The sequence below is a fragment of the Gammaproteobacteria bacterium genome, from assembly GCA_040183005.1.
In the GTDB taxonomy this organism is placed as follows: domain Bacteria; phylum Pseudomonadota; class Gammaproteobacteria.
This window is the reverse complement of sequence record JAMPIW010000007.1, coordinates 630,235-645,192: the sequence shown is the minus strand read 5'-3', so window position 1 is coordinate 645,192 and position 14,958 is coordinate 630,235. Positions and strand designations below refer to the sequence as shown.

At 55.5% G+C, this 14,958-nt stretch carries 13 protein-coding genes and 1 pseudogene; 5 read left to right on the top strand and 9 right to left on the bottom strand.

Annotated features, from left to right (window positions below; all coding sequences use genetic code 11):
- Positions 1 to 50: 50 nt before the first annotated feature.
- From M3A44_08920 to M3A44_08910, 3 genes are read left to right on the top strand one after another with little or no spacing between them, the layout of a single operon-like run.
- Positions 51 to 620, top strand: a complete 570-nt coding sequence (locus M3A44_08920) for a septation protein A (GenBank protein MEQ6341757.1) — start codon at positions 51 to 53, stop codon at positions 618 to 620.
- A 1-nt stretch (position 621) separates the two neighbouring features.
- On the top strand, positions 622 to 921 hold the full coding sequence (locus M3A44_08915) for a YciI family protein (protein MEQ6341756.1): 300 nt from the start codon (positions 622 to 624) through the stop codon (positions 919 to 921).
- Positions 921 to 1,205, top strand: a complete 285-nt coding sequence (locus M3A44_08910) for a BolA family transcriptional regulator (protein MEQ6341755.1) — start codon at positions 921 to 923, stop codon at positions 1,203 to 1,205. Before M3A44_08915 ends, M3A44_08910 begins: the two co-directional genes overlap by 1 nt.
- A gap of 50 nt (positions 1,206 to 1,255) precedes the next feature.
- Here the strand turns inward: M3A44_08910 and M3A44_08905 are convergent.
- A pseudogene (locus M3A44_08905) lies at positions 1,256 to 1,396 on the bottom strand (hypothetical protein).
- A gap of 308 nt (positions 1,397 to 1,704) precedes the next feature.
- Here M3A44_08905 and M3A44_08900 point away from each other — a divergent pair.
- On the top strand, positions 1,705 to 2,988 hold the full coding sequence (locus M3A44_08900) for a diguanylate cyclase (GenBank protein ID MEQ6341754.1): 1,284 nt from the start codon (positions 1,705 to 1,707) through the stop codon (positions 2,986 to 2,988).
- A 361-nt stretch (positions 2,989 to 3,349) separates the two neighbouring features.
- Here M3A44_08900 and M3A44_08895 read toward each other — a convergent pair whose 3' ends face one another.
- The 6 genes from M3A44_08895 to M3A44_08870 form a co-directional block, all read right to left on the bottom strand.
- Positions 3,350 to 3,523: a hypothetical protein gene (locus tag M3A44_08895; GenBank protein MEQ6341753.1), complete on the bottom strand. Its 174-nt coding sequence runs from the start codon at positions 3,521 to 3,523 to the stop codon at positions 3,350 to 3,352.
- 21 nt (positions 3,524 to 3,544) lie between these two features.
- Positions 3,545 to 4,762 carry an alanine--glyoxylate aminotransferase family protein gene (locus M3A44_08890; GenBank protein ID MEQ6341752.1) on the bottom strand — a complete coding sequence of 406 codons (1,218 nt, stop codon included), beginning with the start codon at positions 4,760 to 4,762 and terminating at the stop codon, positions 3,545 to 3,547.
- Positions 4,763 to 4,840: 78 nt separating this feature from the next.
- On the bottom strand, positions 4,841 to 6,475 hold the full coding sequence (locus tag M3A44_08885; protein MEQ6341751.1) for an alpha-D-glucose phosphate-specific phosphoglucomutase: 1,635 nt from the start codon (positions 6,473 to 6,475) through the stop codon (positions 4,841 to 4,843).
- Between the two features lie 81 nt (positions 6,476 to 6,556).
- A complete protein-coding gene (locus tag M3A44_08880; protein ID MEQ6341750.1) occupies positions 6,557 to 7,447 on the bottom strand; it encodes a carbon-nitrogen hydrolase in 891 nt (296 codons plus the stop codon).
- Positions 7,444 to 8,433: an agmatine deiminase family protein gene (locus tag M3A44_08875; GenBank protein ID MEQ6341749.1), complete on the bottom strand. Its 990-nt coding sequence runs from the start codon at positions 8,431 to 8,433 to the stop codon at positions 7,444 to 7,446. Before M3A44_08875 ends, M3A44_08880 begins: the two co-directional genes overlap by 4 nt.
- Positions 8,434 to 8,585: 152 nt before the next feature.
- Positions 8,586 to 9,515 (bottom strand): GGDEF domain-containing protein, encoded by a 930-nt coding sequence (locus tag M3A44_08870; protein ID MEQ6341748.1) that lies wholly within the window; start codon positions 9,513 to 9,515, stop codon positions 8,586 to 8,588.
- Between the two features lie 236 nt (positions 9,516 to 9,751).
- Between M3A44_08870 and M3A44_08865 the strand changes: the two genes are divergently transcribed.
- Positions 9,752 to 10,735: a tetratricopeptide repeat protein gene (locus tag M3A44_08865; protein MEQ6341747.1), complete on the top strand. Its 984-nt coding sequence runs from the start codon at positions 9,752 to 9,754 to the stop codon at positions 10,733 to 10,735.
- On the opposite strand, the gene M3A44_08860 is transcribed toward M3A44_08865, so the two are convergent.
- Together M3A44_08860 and M3A44_08855 are read right to left on the bottom strand one after the other, a co-directional pair.
- A complete protein-coding gene (locus M3A44_08860; GenBank protein MEQ6341746.1) occupies positions 10,692 to 14,006 on the bottom strand; it encodes a sulfatase-like hydrolase/transferase in 3,315 nt (1,104 codons plus the stop codon). The two genes, M3A44_08865 and M3A44_08860, sit on opposite strands and share 44 nt — an antisense overlap.
- Positions 14,003 to 14,893, bottom strand: coding sequence for an FkbM family methyltransferase (locus M3A44_08855; protein ID MEQ6341745.1), 891 nt, complete (start codon positions 14,891 to 14,893; stop codon positions 14,003 to 14,005). The genes M3A44_08860 and M3A44_08855 overlap by 4 nt, the downstream gene beginning before the upstream one ends.
- Positions 14,894 to 14,958 lie beyond the last annotated feature (65 nt).

Below are 14,958 nucleotides of genomic sequence, written 5' to 3'. Positions count from 1 at the left end.
ATTTTTTGGCCGCATATTAAGGCCGGCATTACAGGAAACCAAACCCAAGTATGAAAATTCTTTTTGATTTTCTTCCTATTTTCCTTTTCTTTGTCGCATATAAGTTGTATGGCATCTATACCGCGACCGTCGTGGCGATTGTCGCCTCGTGCCTGCAAGTCGGCTTCTTTTGGCTGAAACATCGCCGCGTTGAAATGATGCACGTTATTACCATGGTGCTCATCGTCGTGCTGGGCGGCGCAACATTGCTGCTGCAGGATGAGACCTTTATTAAATGGAAGCCAACCGGGGTTAACTGGCTGTTTTCCGTGGTCTTTCTCGGCAGTCTGTTTATCGGAAAAAAGACCATGCTGGAGCGTATGATGGGCGCTAACATTACGCTGCCCAAGCTGATCTGGTTGCGCCTGACCACAAGTTGGGCAGTATTTTTCTTCGCTCTTGGCGTGCTTAATCTCTATGTTGCTTTCAACTTCGACACCGATACCTGGGTCAATTTCAAGCTGTTTGGCATGATGGGACTGATGTTGGTATTTGTCATCATGCAGGCCATCTACCTCTCGCGCCACGTTCAACCCGCACCAGAAGCGGTCACGCAAGATTCCACTAATAAGGAAGGTTAACGTGTTATACGCCATCATCAGTCAGGATGTGGAAGAAAGCTTGGCGCGGCGCATGGCCGCGCGCCCTGAACACCTCAAGCGCCTGGAGGCGCTGCGTGATGCAGGGCGCCTGGTGATCGCAGGCCCCCATCCCGCCATCGACAGCGAAAACCCCGGCCCTGCCGGTTTTAGCGGCAGCCTGGTGATTGCCGAATTCTCTTCTCTGGAGGATGCTCAGGCTTGGGCGGATGCCGATCCTTACGTGGCGGCGGGTGTTTACGCGCGTGTCATTGTCAAACCCTTCAAAAAAGTCTTGCCCTGATGTCGAATCCCGGCCGCATCACCCTGATCCGCGAACGGCTCACCGCCGCACTGTCTCCCACCAAGCTGGACATCATCGACGACAGCCACAAGCACGTCGGCCATGCCGGTGCGCGGGGAGGGGGCGGCCACTTCACCGTCACTATCGTGGCCGATGCGTTTGAGGGCAAGGGACTGCTGCAACGTCATCGCATGGTTTATGCTGCCCTGGACAGCGCCATGCAGAGTGAGATTCATGCGTTGAGCATACAGGCATACACCCCGCAAGAAGTCTCTTCATCCTAGAAACGGCAGTTGAACAGGGTAGGGTTTTACGTCGCCAGGATTGGTGACGTAAAACCCGCCTCGATCACATCTGCCCGGGTGCGCTCCAGTGCCTTGGTGATGCGCACCTTCTCCTTTTTTGTCATCGACGCGCCGGGACTTTGTTCGCCGTCACGCAAGGTGGTATCGAAAAAGAGCAATTTTCCGCTCATGATATGCTCCAGTTTTGGATGCCATGTGACGCGAATCCGCCAAAGCACCAGCAGCGCTCGCAGTGTATTGCGCGATATCGAGCGGCCTGAATAATGTGGGTTTATCGGCTCGCGGATAGCCAAAGAGAGTGGTCATCTGCCGTGCGGCAGCAGCGGTTATAGATGTGCCAGCGGGAACGAAAAAGGACGCGACCCCGCCTGAGGCTGCGACCCGAGAGTCGGCATGATTGTTGCCTTTAACCAATGACATGGTGTTTTACATCACTGCAAAGTGAACCAAAAAAACAATAAGCGGGCTGACATTCATTATGAGAAAGCTGAACTTGTTCGGGAGTTCCTTAAGACACGGGCCGGTGGCGCTTTACCGGGCACTGGATGACGGTCGTGCCCGGCGTATGGCATGGGTTTACGCCTGCTTCAGCCTCTTGCTATTGGCACTGCTGGGCGCCGCTGCACTGTATGGCTATTACCGTTGGGAGTCGGCGGAGGAGTTGATGCGCCTGAGGTTGCGTGAGACATCTCAAGTGACCGCTAGCGCCCAGGCCATCGCTACGGCCCCGGGAGCCATGCTGCGATTGTATCAGCAGGCGCTCATCGTCAAACTAGGCTGGATCTATTTAGGATATTTACTGCTGCTGTCGGCGCTGTGTGTGTGGCTGGGGCGTGTTTGGGCGGCCCAAAATTCGTCGCGCGCGGCCTGGGAGATCGCCGCGGGGGTGATCGAGGCTAGCCCCGATGCCGTCGTAGTTACCGACCCCGGGCCGCGTGTCATCTATGTAAACCGGGCCTTCACGGCGATTACGGGCTACAGCCTGGATGAGGTCAAGGGCAAAAATCCACGCATCTTGTCGTCCGGGCGTCAGGATCGCGCCTTTTATGAGGCGTTTTGGGCCAGGCTGGTAAGCGAGGGGCATTGGGAAGGCGAGATATGGAATCGCAACAAAGCGGGCGAAGTCTACGCCGAGTGGTTGCGCATCAGCGCCCTGCGCGGCGAACAGGGCAAGGTTAGATACTATATAGCCATATTCTCGGACATCACGGCCCGTAAACAGGCCGAGCAGCACCTTGAACACCTGGCATTGCGTGATCATCTCACGGGGCTTTATAACCGCGCCGCTTTCAACGATGCGTTACGCCGCACGCTCGATGCGGCGCGCCGGCGCGGGACGCGTGCTGCTCTGATCTATATGGACCTGGATCGTTTCAAACCCATCAACGATTTGTATGGCCACGCGGTGGGCGATGCGGTATTGCAACAGGTGGCGATGCGCCTCCAGCGCGATGTGCGCAGTACCGACACCGTCGCCCGCCTCGGAGGCGACGAATTCGCCATCATTCTGGCCGATGTGGATAACTGGATCGGGGCAGAGCTGGTCGCATCCAAATTGGCCGAGGCGCTGGCGGAGCCGATGTCGGTACAGGACCTCAGCCTCAATATTGGTGCGAGCCTTGGGATGGCAATCTACCCCGATGTCACCACGGATGAAATCGATCTGGTCAAGCATGCCGACGATGCAATGTATCGCGCCAAGCAGGCGGGTGGCGGCATACAAATGGCCCCCGCTGCCGAGGCGGTTAAATATACGCGCTAGCAGCCTGTCGGACTTAGGTCGAATCTACTGCAAAAGTGGGGGAACGGTCCATTTTTCCGCTATTTTTCGTTAAATAGTGCCAGCTATTCTCCTCAAAATAGCGAAAAACTACCCCTGTTCTCCCGCTACGATCCCCTAAGTCCGACAGGACTAGGATACTGCCAATAGACTTGCCGGTCTTGCCTTTCCCACCAAGGTTGAGCCCACCATTCTCCGGATTGCGTCAGTTGCTCTAGTTCATCCATTCGTCAATAGTAACCCGCGAGCATTATACCGGCAATTGAGTGTCTGCTTCTGGCGCTTCCCCGCAATTTGAGAAATGACGCAGTCTGTCAGGTTAAATCTGAACCACTGCAAATGATTACTTGCCGCTTCTATGCTCCAGAGTGATGCCAATAATCTCAATAATTACCCCAAGGGCCAGCACCGCTAGGCCCGCCCATTCCTCTGTCTCTGGAGCGAAAAACATCAGCAGGCCGCCAATCACTATCAGGCTAAATGCTAATGTGCGCCGTGTGTGTGGGTTTTTTATCATGTCATGTACTTCCTCTAAGGTTCACGCTGTAGGAGCGTGCCTTGGCGCGTAAACATTCCGCGCCGCCGTTTCCGCTACGCCGGTCTTGATGTCCGCACCTGCCGCACCCAAAATTTCATCAAGGGCATGCAGGCACAATAAAACATTGTCCGGCCTGCTGGCATAACCCATCAGGCCAATGCGCCAGATCTTGCCGGCCATTTCGCCTAATCCCGCACCGATTTCGAGCTGGTACTCATTCAATAAGCGTTTGCGTACTTCTGCGTCATCTGCGCCTTGTGGGATGCTTATGGCGTTCAGTTGCGGCAGGCGTTGTGTTTCGTCAACAAAAAATCGCAAGCCCATCGCCTCGATGCCTGCCCTGAGCGCACGATGATTGAGCGCGTGCCTTGCCCAGGCGTTTTCCAGGCCTTCTTCTTTCAACATCACCAGAGCTTCGTGCAAACCATAGAGGGGATTGATGGGTGCAGTGTGGTGATAGGTGCGCTTGCCTGCATTCCAGTAGCCCAGCACCAGATTAAGGTCCATGAACCAGCTTTGGCAAGGCGTCTTGCGGCGTTTGATTGCGTCAACAACACGTGCTCCGAAGCTGACCGGAGATAACCCCGGCGTGCAGCTTAGGCACTTCTGACTGCCTGAATAGACGGCGTCGATATCCCAATCATCGACTTTGAGTGGCGTCCCTCCCAGCGAGGTTACCGCATCGACGATAGTGAGGCAGTCATGTCGATGGGCGATATCCACCAGTGTTTTGACATCTGATTGCGCGCCGGTTGAGGTTTCGGCGTGGACGAAGGCGACCAGCTTGGCATCAGGGTTTGCCTTTAGCGCATCCTCCAGTTTGTTTGGATCGACGGCCATGCCCCAGGCATCATCAACCACCACGGCCACACCACCACAGCGCCGTACGTTTTCGATCATGCGTCCGCCGAAGACCCCGTTGCGGCACACGATCACTTTGTCGCCGGGTTCCAGCAGATTCACAAAACAGGTTTCCATACCTACCGAGCCTGGCCCGGAGACGGGAAAGGTGAGCGTGTTTTCCGTTTGGAAGGCATAGCGCAGCAGGGTTTTCAGTTCCTCCATCATGTCAATAAACGCCGGATCAAGATGGCCGATGGTAGGGCGCGCCATGGCGGCGAGCACGCGCGGATGGACATCGGAGGGGCCGGGACCCATCAGCGTGCGCTGCGGGGGATGAAATGAATTGATGTCTTTGTATGAGAATGGCATATCCATGTGTTTTCCTGTTGTCACTTTTGAGCTCACACTAAAAATGAGTCTTTCCGTTAGCGGGGAAGGGCAGGGTGGATAATTTCAAGTAATCACCGTCGGCGTATCCCTGCCGCTACGTTCACGGATGCCGGACAGCGTATTGGCAATCGTAATCAGATCCGCCAGTGCTGCTTGTGTATCCTGACGATGCTTCGCGGCATCCGGCTCGTAGGCCTCGACGTAAATACGCAGCGTTGCGCCTTCCGTTCCCGTGCCGGAAAGGCGGAATACAATGCGCGCGCCGTCTTCGAAGCCGATGCGCAGCCCCTGTCCACTACTGATGCTGTGATCCACCGGGTCGGAGTAACTGAAGTCATCGCAATAGCTAACGCGACGCTTGCCGAATTTCTCGCCCTTGAGCGTAGCTATGGTGTCATGTAAATGGGCCATGATGTCTTGGGCTATTGCGCTGTCTAATGCTTCGTAGTCGTGGCGCGTATAGAAGTTGCGTCCATATTTGGCCCAGTGTTCACGCACGATATTTTCTACCGATTGCTGGCGCACGGCGAGGATGTTGAGCCAAAACAGCACCGCCCACAGGCCATCCTTTTCCCGCACGTGACTGGAGCCTGTGCCGAAACTTTCCTCACCGCACAGCGTGACCTTGCCAGCGTCCATCAAGTTGCCGAAGAATTTCCAGCCGGTGGGTGTCTCATAGCAGTCGATGCCGAGCGCCTGGGCGACACGATCCACGGCTTCGCTGGTGGGCATGGAGCGCGCCACGCCCGCTAGGCCCGAGCGGTATCCTGGGGCGAGTGTTGCGTTGGCGGCGAGGATCGCCAGGCTGTCGCTGGGGGTGACGAAAAAGCGCTTGCCGAGAATCATGTTGCGGTCGCCGTCCCCGTCGGAAGCAGCACCGAAATCAGGCGCATCATCACCGTAGAGAATGTCGACCAGTTCGTGTGCATAAGTGAGGTTGGGATCAGGGTGGCCGCCCCCGAAGTCTTCCAGCGGCACCGCATTTATCACCGTACCGGCCGGCGCACCGAGACGCTTTTCCAGAATCTCGCGCGCATAGGGGCCGTTTACCGCGTGCATGGCGTCAAAGCGCATGCGAAAGTCTTTCCCGCTGAGAAATTGCCTGATGGCTGAGAAGTCGAACAGCGATTCCATCAGTTCGGCATAGTCGGCTACGGCGTCGATCACCTCAACCTGCATATTGCCCATTTGCGTCTGGCCCAGCGTGTCCAGCGCCACGTCAGTGGTTTCAATAATGCGGTAATGTTCGATAGTGCGCGTGCGGGCATGGATGGCGTCAGTGACTTTTTCCGGGGCGGGTCCACCGTTGCCGACGTTATATTTAATGCCGAAATCGGCATCAGGGCCGCCGGGGTTATGGCTGGCCGAGAGGATGATGCCACCGAATGCGGCGTGTTTGCGGATCACCGCCGATGCGGCGGGCGTGGAAAGGATGCCGTCGCGTCCCACCAGTACCTTGCCGAACCCCGCCGCCGCCGACATTTTGAGGATGATCTGGATGGCCTCGCGATTGTAAAACCGGCCATCACCGCCGACTACCAGCGTCTTTCCCTGATAGCCTTCGAGCACGTCAAAGATGGACTGGACGAAGTTTTCCAGGTAATGCAGTTGCTGGAAGACAGTGACCTTTTTACGCAAGCCCGAGGTGCCGGGTTTCTGACCCTCGAAAGGTTGGGTGGTTACGGTATGGGCGGCCATGACGAATCCTTTGTGGTTTTTGATCGTATAGGCCATTCAACCACAGGTGAGGTCGGAAATCGAGGGGTGCGTAACCGCTTATTAATCACGATAACGACGCATTAATTCCTCATAGGCATCGATACGCCGGTCGCGCAGATAGGGCCAGATGCGCCGTACCTGTTCGCTGCGGTTAATATCAATCTCTGTCACCAAAACAGAGGGTGAATCTGCCGGTGCTAATGCCAGCATTTCACCTTGAGGACCCGCGACAAAGCTGGAGCCCCAGAACTGTATTCCTTCCGTATGGCCTGAGGGGTCCGCTTCAAACCCGGTGCGGTTGCATGCGAGTACCGGCAGGCCGTTGGCGATGGCGTGGGCACGCTGGATGGTGATCCAGGCGTCACGCTGGCGTGATTTCTCCTGTGTATCATCGTCTGGGTTCCAGCCGATGGCAGTAGGGTAGAGCAACAGATCGGCACCCGCCAGCGCCATGAGCCGCGCGGCCTCCGGGAACCATTGGTCCCAGCACACCAGTACGCCAAGGCGCCCAACAGAGGTTTTGATCGGGTTGAAGCCGAGGTCGCCCGGAGTGAAATAGAATTTTTCGTAAAAACCAGGGTCGTCGGGGATGTGCATTTTTCGGTATTTTCCCGCGATGCTGCCATCGGTTTCGAATACCACGGCGGTGTTGTGATAAAGCCCAGCGGCGCGGCGTTCAAACAAGGATGCAACGATAACCACTTGCAGCTCTGCGGCGATCTTCCCGAGTTGTTCCGTGCTGGGGCCGGGGATGGTTTCGGCCAGATCGAAATAGCGTGTGTCTTCGGCCTGGCAGAAATAGATGCCGGTGTGCAGCTCTTGTAACAGCACAAGCCGCGCACCTTGCGCGGCAGCCTCGCGAATGCCGGCAATCGTGCGGCCAAGGTTTGCCGTACGGTCATTGCCGCAGGTGTGCTGGATCAGACCGACTTTGAGTGTGTTCGCTTTCATAATGCCCCATCAGGTAATTGCATGGTAACGCAGTGCAGGCTGCCATGCTGCATGATTAATGGCAGGCAGGGGATGCCGATAACCTCCCGCTGCGGAAAACAGTCCTTGATCCGTGCCAGCGCAACCTCATCAGCTGGATCGTCATAAGTAGGTACCAGCACGGCGCTATTGATGATCAAGAAGTTGGCATAGGTGGCAGGCAGTCGATGTCCTTCTTCTTCGTATTTTGCCTGCGGCCAGGGGAGTGGAACCAGATGATAGGGTTGACCGTCACGTGTGCGAAAGGCTTTGAGTTCTTCCTCCATGGCCTTCAACTCTGGATAGTGTTCGTCACCGTGATCATCGCACGCGACATAGGCGATGGTGCGCGCATCGCAAAAGCGCGCCAAGGTGTCAATATGGCTGTCGGTGTCGTCTCCGGCAAGATAGCCGTTATCCAGCCACAGAAAGCGATCCACGCCCAGCAGCTGGCCTAGCAGTGACTCCACCTGCTGTTGATTCAAGTGCGGATTGCGCATCGGTGACATCAGGCAGCGGCGCGTGGTCAGTAGCGTGCCGACACCATCCACCTCTATGCTGCCGCCTTCCAAAACCACGTCGATGTTTTGTAATGGCGTCACATTGAACGCCCCTGCCGCGTGCAGTCGATATGTCAGCTGGTTGTCCAGTCCCGCGTCGAATTTGCAACCCCAGCCATTAAAGGTGAAATCGAGCAGACGAGGTGTGTTGCCTTTTTCAAGCACAGTGATCGGCCCATGGTCGCGCGCCCAGGTATCGTTGGACGGAACGGCATAGAGTGAGATTTGATCGAGAACCGCGCCTGCGTGCTTCAAAAGCCGCTCTACGTGGGCAAGGTGTTCCTCGTCCCAGCAAGAGATTACCACTCGTTCGCGCAGGCTGATCTGGTGTGCGATCTCGACAAAGACCGGTTCAACCTCTCTAAGTGTGGCGGACCAGTCACTGTGTTCATGCGGCCAGGTGAGCATTACTCCACTTTGTGGAACCCATTCGGGGGGGAGGTAAAAAGCGTTGGGGGAGTTTTGCATGTGTGAAAGTGTGCGCCAATAATATTGGCGTTAATTTTAGCACATGAGAACTCCGCGGTTGTTGCGGGATTTTGCTGTATTAGCGAGGGCTGCTATGCCAGTTTGACGCAGTTACGCCCCGCTGCCTTGGCCTGATATAGTGCCTGATCCGCCCTGGAGAGCAGAGACGGAGGACTCTCCCGCTCACTTAAAAACGCAACGCCGAGGCTGACAGTAGAGGCGATCATTGCCTCGTTGCATATGTATTTTGCCGTCTGCACTTTCTGGCGGATACGCTCGGCCAGGCAAAGCGCACCTTCTTCGGAGGTGTTGCTTAATAAGACTACGAACTCCTCTCCGCCATAGCGAAACAGGATGTCTGTGCTGCGTATGCTGGCGACGGCGGCATTAGCTACGGTTTTAAGGGCGCAATCGCCAATGGCATGTCCATAGGTGTCGTTGACGCGTTTGAAATGATCGATATCCATGGCGATAAGAGACAGGGGGGTGCCGTACCTGTGGGCAAGCTCGACTTCGCGCTGCAAAGTGGCATCCATGGCGACGCGGTTGTTCACGCCAGTCAGTGGATCCTTGAGCGCGGCTTCCACGGCCTGTTTGTACATCAGCGCATTTCGTAACGGGTAAACGAGACCGCAAAGCAGGTGCTCAATCAGCATTGTTTCCGCTTCGGTGAACTTCTTCTTCCGTGTAAAGATCAATTCCCCCAGCCATAGTTCACCGATGGTCAGCCGGTAGCTGCCCGAGTGGCGCGCCCGTTTGCCCTCAGTGATCTCTATGCTCTGTGGAAGATGGCTGTAGGCGATGCTGTCATAGGGAACCAGTTTTCTGATTTCCTGGAAGAACAAGCTCAGCACTTGATCGACTTCCAGCGTCGTTTGCAGAACATATGAAAGATGCGAGGCCTTATCCAACGCGGGTGTTTTTACAACAATATCGTCTGATGGCGAGAGCCGCGACAGATAGTCTGGGCCGGAATCCGTGTAGATGAAATTACTGGTGGCTTGTTGTTGAGCGATAGTCATAAACACCTCCTGGGTACGAGGATATATGCGAGAAATGTGCCATCCAACATGGTGGCGTTGATTGCCGAAATAATCACCAAAAACCGATGTGTTAGCTGAAGATCCGGCAATGAATAGTCAATATGTTGACGCGCCAATACCATGTTTGCCCTTGGCCCCGGTGTGCATTATCCTATTCGAATGATGCAGGCGATTGCCGTTATGCACGAATAACGTTGTATGCGAGCGTACTCAACATGAATGAATTGATCCCAGATTGTCCATTAGCCCCAAAACCGTTCGCCCTGAGCCTGTCGAAGGGCCGTTCATGGTTCGGCAAGCTCACCACGAACGGCGTTGTGCGCTCTATTTCGCCTAATGGACAATCTGGGTTGATATCTAAAAGAAGACGCTGCGCTTCAAACGATGCCTTGCTGGTGACTGCCCTGCTGTTTTTTTCGGGCAGCGCCGGCGCAGGCTATGCGATGACGGCAAGAGATGTGCAAATGCTGCCATCCTTTTGCCACCAACTCTCGGCTGACAACTATGAAGCCAATGCCCAAGCATACCGGGTCGCTGGCTCTTTTCCGGCAGGGATGCCCCATGGCCATCATTACTGCCATGGATTGAAATCTATCGCGCGTGCCACGGCACAGTCCGCAAACAAGGGTGCAAGGCAAGAGGAGTTGCAAGCTGCAGTGGGTGAGTTCCGGTATGTATTGGGCCATACCGAAGTGTCCCCGGAGTACTATTCCTACCTGGCTATGGTCAAAGCGGATCTCGGACGGGTTTATGATCGCCTGGGAAAGGTTGCGGATAGTTCGCGGGAGTTTATGGAGGCGATCCGCCTGAAGCCTGACTATGTTGCGGCTTATATTGGCTTGATCGACTTCTACCGGAAACTTGGCAGCCGCGAAGATGCGTTAAAAACTGCCAGTGAAGGACTCACTCGCTCGCCGGAGTCCAAGACATTGCAGCGGCGCTATCGTGAATTGGGTGGAAAATTGCCTTATCCTGCGCCTATCAATGGCGAACCGAAGACGGCCAGTCCGGCCGAATTACCTGCGAGCAATACGGCAGCGCCCGGCAATGGGAATGACACAACAGTGGCGGCGCCACCCGTAGCACCTTCCCAGATGGATGATCAAAAACAGCCCCAGGAAGCCAAGCCTCAAGAGTCCAAAATAGGCTCCCCAACTAACCCGTGGTGCCGCTTTTGCCCTCCGCCCGAATTGCAATAGCCAAATCAACCTCCATCCACGCCCTGAGTTTTTGCCGCAGATCTTCTGCAACCTCGGGGTGCAGATCAAGCACGTTCGAGTAGCACCCGGGGTCATTTAGCAGGTCAAACAATTTGTAGATTTCTCCATTACGCATCGGCTGATAGGTGAGCTTCCATCTTTCGGTTCTAATCATCCGATCTTTCGCGCTGACGATAATTTTCTGATATTCCGGCTTGATCGCCAGAGTACCGTTCCGCTTGTCCGGTACTTCGAGCAAATCAGGCAGGTCGGGGTAATGCAGATGATCCGGAGGCATTCCCGGAGGTGTTGTTAACCAGATGCCAGTTTCATTGTGAGCAGTCAAGCCAAGGTCGATGTCGCGGTTTTCCATATAGGGCGCAAGCGAGACCCCATCCATCTCCGGTGGTTGTTCCATGCCAAGAAGATCCAGCAGGGTGGGTGCAAGGTCCACGCTCCGCGTGATGCGTGAAACCGTGCCGCCTGGTGGTTTACGCGGGTCCTTGATGATTAATGGGACATGTGCGCTATGGTCACCCATGACGCTGTTTCCTTGCCCCCATGTCTCGTGTTCAAAGAACTCCATGCCATGATCACTATAGATGACGATGACAGTGTTCTGCTCCAGGCCGCAGGTCTTAATGTGTGCAACGATCCTGGCCACTTCATCATCGAAACTCTTTACGCAGCCATCGTAGAGGTCAATAATCTGATCAAGGTCGAACTCCTTTTTGCTATCGCCCTGACGGCGGATGATCTCAAATGGATCCGTCAGACGCGCCATCACGAATTTTGACTCGCCCCGATAAGCAGGGTCGGAGTACAGCGTGTAATAAGGGTATTCCGATCCAAAGGGCGGGTGAGTGGTTGCCATGAAGACATTCAGGAAAAACGGCTGCTCTTTGGCGGCCAAATCGCTGATCATCGCCCGCGCATCACGGCCGATTTCGCGTGTTAGCGGGATGCCGCCAAGGTAATATATCTCCGGCAGAAAGCGCTTGCCGAAACCGTTGTGGGTGAACAGGGAAAGAAACAGCCGCAGGTCCTTCGGTCCCTGGCGGATGAGGTATTTGATATTCCACTGATCCTCGGACAGGTCGCGCTGTTCGAAACCGAGTTTGAACTTGCCCATGTCGGCGGCCGCCCAATCACCAATGGCCGCCGTCATGTAACCGGCCTTCGCAAGCAGAGCGGGGAGGGCGGGCACGGGGAGGTCGAGCTGATCGTCACCAATGAAGTTGTCGCGCACGCCGTGGGTGTGCGGCCATGTGCCGGTCAGCAGTGAGATCAGGCTGGGTGCGGTGCGCGCGCATGGTACGTAACAGTGGGTAAAATGCGTGCCGCACGCAGCGAGCGCGTTCAGGTAAGGGGTTAGCTCGCGGTGATGCTCGCCGTTGCCGACGCGATCGGCGCGCAGGGTGTCCGATCCGATCATGACGATGTTCGGCCGGGCGGGATCGGTTGCAGCGCCGCCGCCGGTTGGCAGGGTTTCGTCTCCGGGTGACAGCGCCCAGACCACGGCTGCCACTGCGCCCGCGAGTATTCCCCAGGCCGCCAGGCGAACCCAATGTCTTTGGGTCAGCATATCGGTCAGGTCTGCAATGACCACAAGTGCCGCAGCCAGGGCAAGAGTCCACTGGAAGATCTGCAATCGTCCCGGTGAGAGCCGACGCCACAGCGGATACAACCGGCTCAGCCGGTAATGCGACGAGGCGGCGATCGTGGCGGGCAGATAGAGCAGATGGCGGCAGAACTGCAGCGACGTGACGGCACCGATGCCGCCGAAAGCGGCAATCACCGCGCCTGTAGTGGTGAATTCGAAGCCCGTAATTCGGTTCAGGGATGAATACACGGCGACGCCTGCCGCCGCCATCAGTCCGCCTATCAGCAGCGCCCAAGCGGCAAGGCGCGCGAAAGCGAACAGGGAATAACGGGCGTAGTGTTCCTGAATTTCTTGCTTCAGCGAGGGTCCCGTCCGTGAAAAACCGATGATCGACTTCACCAGAAGGGCAAGGGTAAACAGGATGGCGGCTAAGGCGGCGGACAGCGTGCCCTCCAATAATACCTGCGATGGCGATGACACAATGGCGGAGGCTGTCGCCATCCCAAGCGCCAGTGCGAGGGGGGCGATTCCCGGCGCCATCTTGCCGGTGTCGATGGATGCCTGTTCATTCGTGGCAGAGACAGGTTTTGCCACTGCCGTGTTGCGAATCAAACGGCGAAAACCGGCACGTAGCGGGTTCAGCGCTGCTGCCCACGTCAATTCAAATGCCCCAGATAGTTCCCCTGTACTAGCAGCCAGCCGGACGAGATAAAAAAAGCGGCGATTGTGATCTCGTGAAAAAACGGCACTGCCCAGGTAGCTTAAAACTTTACGGAACATGTAAAGCCTGGGCAGAGTCTCTTGAGAATGTACCAGAAAATTTGACCGCGAGCGGGAGTAACTCTTCCGAAGAATATAAGGTGTGCTCATTCGCTCTGCGTCAATAGCATGTAATTGCCTTACGTGAGACAAATAGCGCGTGGTATATCCATGCAAAGCTGCTCTCTTCAGAAAGTCATGGTCTTCTCCACCCGCCAAGTTGTGGCCTATAGGCCCAAGGTCGATGGAAAATGCTCCAACCACATCGAATACGCGGCGTCGAACTGTGATATTCCCTCCGCTGGGAGACCGATCTCCGGCGTTGAGGCGAATAGATTTGGTTCCCAGATCAAACTCTGGGAAAGGCCGAATCGGTATGGCGTAGGGTTCCTTGGCATGTACCCACGATGGTTCGCTGCCATCCCATGCCGGCCAAATGCGGCCGCAGAAAATATCGTCTTGTGGATAACGCTCGATTCCATCCACGAGATGCGCAAAAAAACCTGGCTCGACGACTTGATCGTCATCGATAAAGCACAGCACATCATGATGCGTGTGGGCGATAGCTGTATTCAACGCGTAGGATTTCCCAGCTTTGGGTTCTTCTAGCCAGCTCAGCCTTAAATAGGCTTGTGAGTGTGCCGAACGGAATTGCGAGAGTTGGGCTAGCGTGTCATCGCTGCAATTGTTTGCGACAACCACTATATCGATCGGTGCCGGCCCCGCGTAGCCATCGGCATAAAGTGAGGCCAAAGTTTCGATGAGCGAGTGACTGCGGTTGTAAGTGCAGATCACAACTGCGAGATTGGAACCAGGGTTCATGGCGTTGCTAAGCTCGCGCACTCCTGGGACTCCAATGGATTGCTCGGCGCACGAAACACTACTGGCCACTCCTTGATGAGTATTCAAATATAGAAATCCCTAACCCTGAAAGGTGGCGCGTTCCGCAATCGTTCCCCGATGATTTCGGAATTACGAACGTAAAGGGTATTACCACTGGCATTGTATTTCCCGCCCAAATCGATCAACTGTCGCTCAAACGGCTTATACCAGTGGCTAGAGAAACCGTGATTAATCAGCGTCTGGTGAATGTCCTCGTCACTGAAGCCGTAACGGTTGCCGCTCTGGTTTAACTCGATAATAACGGCGAGAAGGTCAGGATGGCGCAGCGTGCTCGCGGCACCCTGCAACACCTCGTGCTCCCAACCTTCAACATCCACCTTCAAAAGCGCCGGCATGCGTCCAGCCAGTGCGCGGTCCAGTGTATCAACATCTACAGTTTCGTTCGGTCCGGTGGCTGTCCCCATGACCACGTGATTCATGGTGTCTTTTTGGGAGGTCAGCGTCAGTTTCCCTAGCGCCTTTCCGACACCCATACGCCGGGCGTCGACGAGTTCAGCGATTTGGTTAACATCGACATTCTTCCTTAATTCGGCATAGGAACTTTCAATTGGTTCGAAGGCCAGGCTTCTTGCGCCGATGCCGGCCGATGCTAGAACGGTATAGGCGCCGATGTTCGCGCCAATATCGCAAAATAGGTCTGTTGATCGGAGAAAGTGCAACAAGAAGCCCATGTCGTTAAATTCGTGCAGGCCGCATAATGCATTCGCTTCGCTGCCCCAGCGACCGGGTGTAACTACGAGTCGCGCATTATTAGCGAACGGAACAATGAATTGGCATCCGGGCACCAATCTCGTTGCAATACTCCAACACACTATGGGGAGTATCGAACGGAAGCGGGTTCGACGGTTTAGCGGGTGGGCCGTGAGGTAGCGAAGTAGCTTGATATCGATCATAAACCAAAATTCGCTAGGAGTTCCTTGGAGCTTGGTGCCGACGATATGAGAATATACATCATAGA